At 69.4% G+C, this 3,898-nt stretch carries 4 protein-coding genes and 1 pseudogene; all 5 read right to left on the bottom strand.

Annotated features, from left to right (window positions below):
- Positions 1–344, bottom strand: a pseudogene (locus tag AC1DYX_RS28910) (hypothetical protein); the annotation flags it as partial.
- Positions 341–949, bottom strand: coding sequence for a c-type cytochrome (locus AC1DYX_RS28905; RefSeq protein ID WP_477265323.1), 609 nt, complete (start codon positions 947–949; stop codon positions 341–343). The pseudogene AC1DYX_RS28910 and the gene AC1DYX_RS28905, both read right to left, overlap by 4 nt.
- On the bottom strand, positions 946–1,485 hold the full coding sequence (locus tag AC1DYX_RS28900; RefSeq protein WP_477265321.1) for a DUF3341 domain-containing protein: 540 nt from the start codon (positions 1,483–1,485) through the stop codon (positions 946–948). The genes AC1DYX_RS28905 and AC1DYX_RS28900 overlap by 4 nt, the downstream gene beginning before the upstream one ends.
- Positions 1,482–2,879 (bottom strand): NrfD/PsrC family molybdoenzyme membrane anchor subunit, encoded by a 1,398-nt coding sequence (gene nrfD / locus AC1DYX_RS28895; protein WP_477265319.1) that lies wholly within the window; start codon positions 2,877–2,879, stop codon positions 1,482–1,484. Before nrfD ends, AC1DYX_RS28900 begins: the two co-directional genes overlap by 4 nt.
- The coding region (locus AC1DYX_RS28890) for a 4Fe-4S dicluster domain-containing protein (RefSeq protein ID WP_477265317.1) at positions 2,876–3,898 on the bottom strand (1,023 nt) is incomplete at its 5' end. The genes AC1DYX_RS28890 and nrfD, both read right to left, overlap by 4 nt.

Raw genomic sequence — 3,898 nt, 5'->3', positions numbered from 1 at the left:
GTGAAGAACATGGGGCTCAGCCATAGACGGCGGAACGCGGCATCGGGCGCGCCCGGCACGCCGTGCTGCCACGGGTACAGCAGCGACGCGCCGGGCAGCAGCGGCAGGAACAGCAGGCAGGCCAGCGGCAGCCAGCGCGCCGCGCGCAGCAGCGGAGCGCGGATCGTCTCGCCCCAGGCACCGCCCGTCAGCTGGTGCAGCCACACGTTGGCCAGCCCGCCCAGCAACGCGCCCGTCACGAACCACCACGCAGCCAGGTAGCTGGCCAGCAGCGCGCGCAGGTCGAGGCGCCAGCCGGCCACGGCGACGCCGGCTGCGACGATGAGCAACGCGATCGCCTTCATGGCTGCCCTCCGGCCTTGTCGAGATGCGCGCGCAGGTCCGGGGGCAAGGTGGCCGCATCGGCATGCCGGCTCAGTTGCAGCGCGCGGATGAAGGCCACGATGGCCCAGCGGTCGGCCGGCTCCACGCGGTCGCCATACGGCACCATCACCCCGTAGCCCTTGCTGATGACGTCGTACAGATGGCGGTCGGGCGCATTGCGCAACCGGTCCTGGTGGTAGCTGGGCGGCGGCGGAAAGCCGCGCCGCACGACGAGTCCGTCGCCGTCGCCGGCCGGGCTGTGGCACGGCACGCAATAAATCGTGTAGCGGTCCTGGCCGCGCTTCAGCAGGGCCAGGTCGACCGGATACGGGATCGTCTGCGCGTCGTCCGCCACCGCATCGCGCCGCACGAGGTCGACGCCTTCCCGGCCGCCGGAACTGTCGGCGAACGCGCCGCGGGCGCGCGGCTCCGTGCCCGCGACGGGTGGGCGCGCGGAGGCGCCATCCTCGAACAACGGGCTCGGGGCATAGGTCTTGTAGCGCGGCTGGTCGTACATGTCCTGTTTCGCGCGCTCGCAGCCGGCCAGCGCACACACCGCCATCACGATGCAGGCCAGGCCCTTCATGCCGGCACCTCGCGCAACAGCAGCGGCTGCAGCTCGGCCAAGAGGTCGCGCGCGGGGCCGGACGCGAACACGGGATCGCGCGCGGGCAGGCACAGGAAGAAACGGTTGCGGCTCGCCAGTTCGAATTCCTCGATCTCGAACAGCGGATGGTGCAGGCGCGGCAGGCCGTTCGCCACGAGCATCGTGACCACGGCCGCCAGCGCCGCGCCGAGGATCGTGATCTCGAACGTGGCCGGGATGAAGGCGGGCCAGCTGTGCAGCGGCCGCCCGCCGATGTCGATCGGATAATCGACGACGGCCGCATACCATTGCAGGAAATAGGTACCGGCCCCGCCCAGCAGGCCGCCCAGCAAGGTGAGCGGCGCGATCCAACCCTTGTCCGCGCCGACGATCTCGTCCAGCCCCTCGATGGCGAACGGGGAATAGGCCTCGACCCGCGTATAGCCATGCTCCCGCACATGGCGCGCGGCGGCGCACAGGCTGTCCGCGGTGGGGAATTCGGCCAGCAGGCCGTAGATCTGCGGCGCGGCGTTCATGCCTCCCCCTTCGCGCTCTCGCGCACCAGTTCGCGCATCTCCGCGATGGAGATCAGCGGCAGGAAGCGCACGAACAGCAGGAACAGCCAGACAAACAGCGCGATGGAGCCGAACAGCGTGATCCAGTCCCAGGCCGTCGGATAGAACATGCCCCAGCTGGAGGGCAGGTAGTCGCGGTGCAGCGACGTGACGACGATGAGGAAGCGCTCCATCCACATGCCGCAGTTGATGACGAGGCTCAGCAATAACAACGCAGGCACACTGAGTCTTACGCGCCGGAACCACAGCAGCTGCGGCACGAGCACGTTGCAGGTCAGCATGGCCCAGTACACGGGACCGTACGGCCCCATGAAGCGGTTCACCGTCATGTAGCGCTCGTAAATGTCGCCGCTGTAGAACGCCGTGAACATTTCGGCCAGGTAGCCGTAGGCCACGAGCCAGCTCGTCGCCAGCAGCACCTTGGCCGCATTGGCGAGGTGGCGGCCCGTGATGAAGCCGTGCAGGCCGAACGCATGGCGCAGCGGGATGGCGAGCGTGAGCACCATCGCGAAGCCGGAGAACAGCGCGCCGGCGACGAAGTATGGCGGGAAGATCGTCGAGTGGTAGCCGGGCGTGTTCCCGACCGCGAAGTCGAGCGAGACGATCGTGTGCACCGAGACGACGAGCGGGGTCGCGAGCCCGGCCAGCAGCAGATAGGCCCATTCGAAGCGGGCCCAGTGGCGTGCCTCGCCGCGCCAGCCCAGCGCCAGCAGGCCGTAGGCGACCTGGCGTCCCCGCTCGCCGCGCTGGCCGGCGCGGTCGCGCAGGGTGGCCAGGTCCGGGATCAGCCCGACGTACCAGAACAGCAGCGACACCGTGAGATACGTGGCGATGGCGAAGAAGTCCCACACGAGCGGGCTGCGCCACTGGGGCCACACGTTCATCACGTTCGGATACGGCACGAGCCAGTAGAAGAACCACGGCCGGCCCAGGTGCAGGATCGGGAACAGGCCGGCGATGCCCGCCGCGAACAGGGTCATCGCCTCGGCGAAGCGGTTGATCGACGTGCGCCACTTCTGGCGCAGCAACAGCAGGACGGCGGAGATGAACGTGCCGGCGTGGCCGATCCCGATCCACCACACGAAGTTGCCGATGGCATAGCCCCACGCGACGGGAATGTCCACGCCCCAGATGCCGATGCCCTTCACGAGCAGCCAGGAGATGGCCGCGAGCAGCGTGCCCACGCCGGCCGACGCCACGAGGAACGCGGTCCACCAGCGCCAGCCGAAATGGTCCGTGAGGACGATGCCGGCGATCTTGTCCGTGACGCTCGCATAACCCCAACCGGGGCGCAGCACGTCGCTGCCGCGCGAATGCAGGGTGTCGCTGTCGGCACGGGCGTCCGGCGTCGTCATTCGAGCTCCGGATCGGGATTCAGCACGCGCGTCGTATAGCTCGTGCGCGGCCGCGTGTTGAGCTCTGCCAGCAGGTGATAATCGAGCGGAGTTGCCTTGGCCGCGACGACGTCGCTGGACGGGTCGTTCAGGTCGCCGAAGCGGATCGCGCGCGTGGGACACACGGCCTGGCACGCCGTCACCATTTCGCCGTCGCGGATGCGGCGCCCGGCCTTCTCGGCCTCGATGCGGGCGCGCGTGATGCGCTGCAGGCAGTAGCTGCATTTCTCCATCACGCCGCGCCGGCGCACCGTCACCTCCGGATTCTGCAGGGCCTTGAGGCTCTCCACCGTACGGTTCGAGTATTGAAGGAAGTTGAAGCGCCGGACCTTGTACGGGCAGTTGTTCGAGCAGAAGCGCGTGCCGATGCAGCGGTTGTAGACCTGCACGTTCAGGCCTTCGCTGTCGTGCATCGTCGCGCCGACGGGGCACACTTCCTCGCACGGCGCGTGCTCGCAATGCATGCACGGCACCGGCTGGAACAGGGTGCGCGCACCGGCCTCGTAGCGGTCGACGCGGATCCAGTGCATGCTGCGGCCGCGCTGCACCTCTTCCCTGCCGACGACAGGGATGTTGTTCTCGGCCTGGCAGGCGATGGTGCACGCAGCGCAGCCGATGCAGGCGTTCAGGTCGATGGCCATGCCCCATTCGTAGCCGTCGCGCGGTTCGTCCTGCGCGCGTTCCGGATACATCGATGCACGCTGCGGCCGCTCGCGTTCCAGGGTGGCCAGGTCCGCCAGCGCGGCGACGTGGACGGGGTCGCGCCCCTGCATGTCGACCTCGCGCTGGCGCCGCGCGAAGTCGTGCGTACGGCCCGTGCGCTCGAGCAGCAGCGGGCGCGGCGCCGTCAGCGCGGCGTGGGTGCGCAGGCGGTAGGCATCGAAGCCGACGCCCTCCCCGACGCCGCCGGCCGCGCGCCGCCCATACCCCAGCGGCAGGGTGACGACGCCTTCGGCCTGGCCGGCCACGACGAGCACCGG

It is taken from the genome of Massilia sp. P2_C2 (assembly GCF_056404615.1).
Note: the sequence above shows the minus strand (reverse complement) of the source record. Positions and strands in the feature narration are given on the sequence as shown.

Excerpts from the sequence above, each read along its gene's own strand:
- nrfD (WP_477265319.1), bottom strand. The coding sequence starts at position 2,879 with ATGACGACGCCGGACGCCCGTGCCGACAGCGACACCCTGCATTCGCGC.
- AC1DYX_RS28905 (WP_477265323.1), bottom strand. The coding sequence starts at position 949 with ATGAAGGGCCTGGCCTGCATCGTGATGGCGGTGTGTGCGCTGGCCGGC.
- AC1DYX_RS28900 (WP_477265321.1), bottom strand. The coding sequence starts at position 1,485 with ATGAACGCCGCGCCGCAGATCTACGGCCTGCTGGCCGAATTCCCCACC.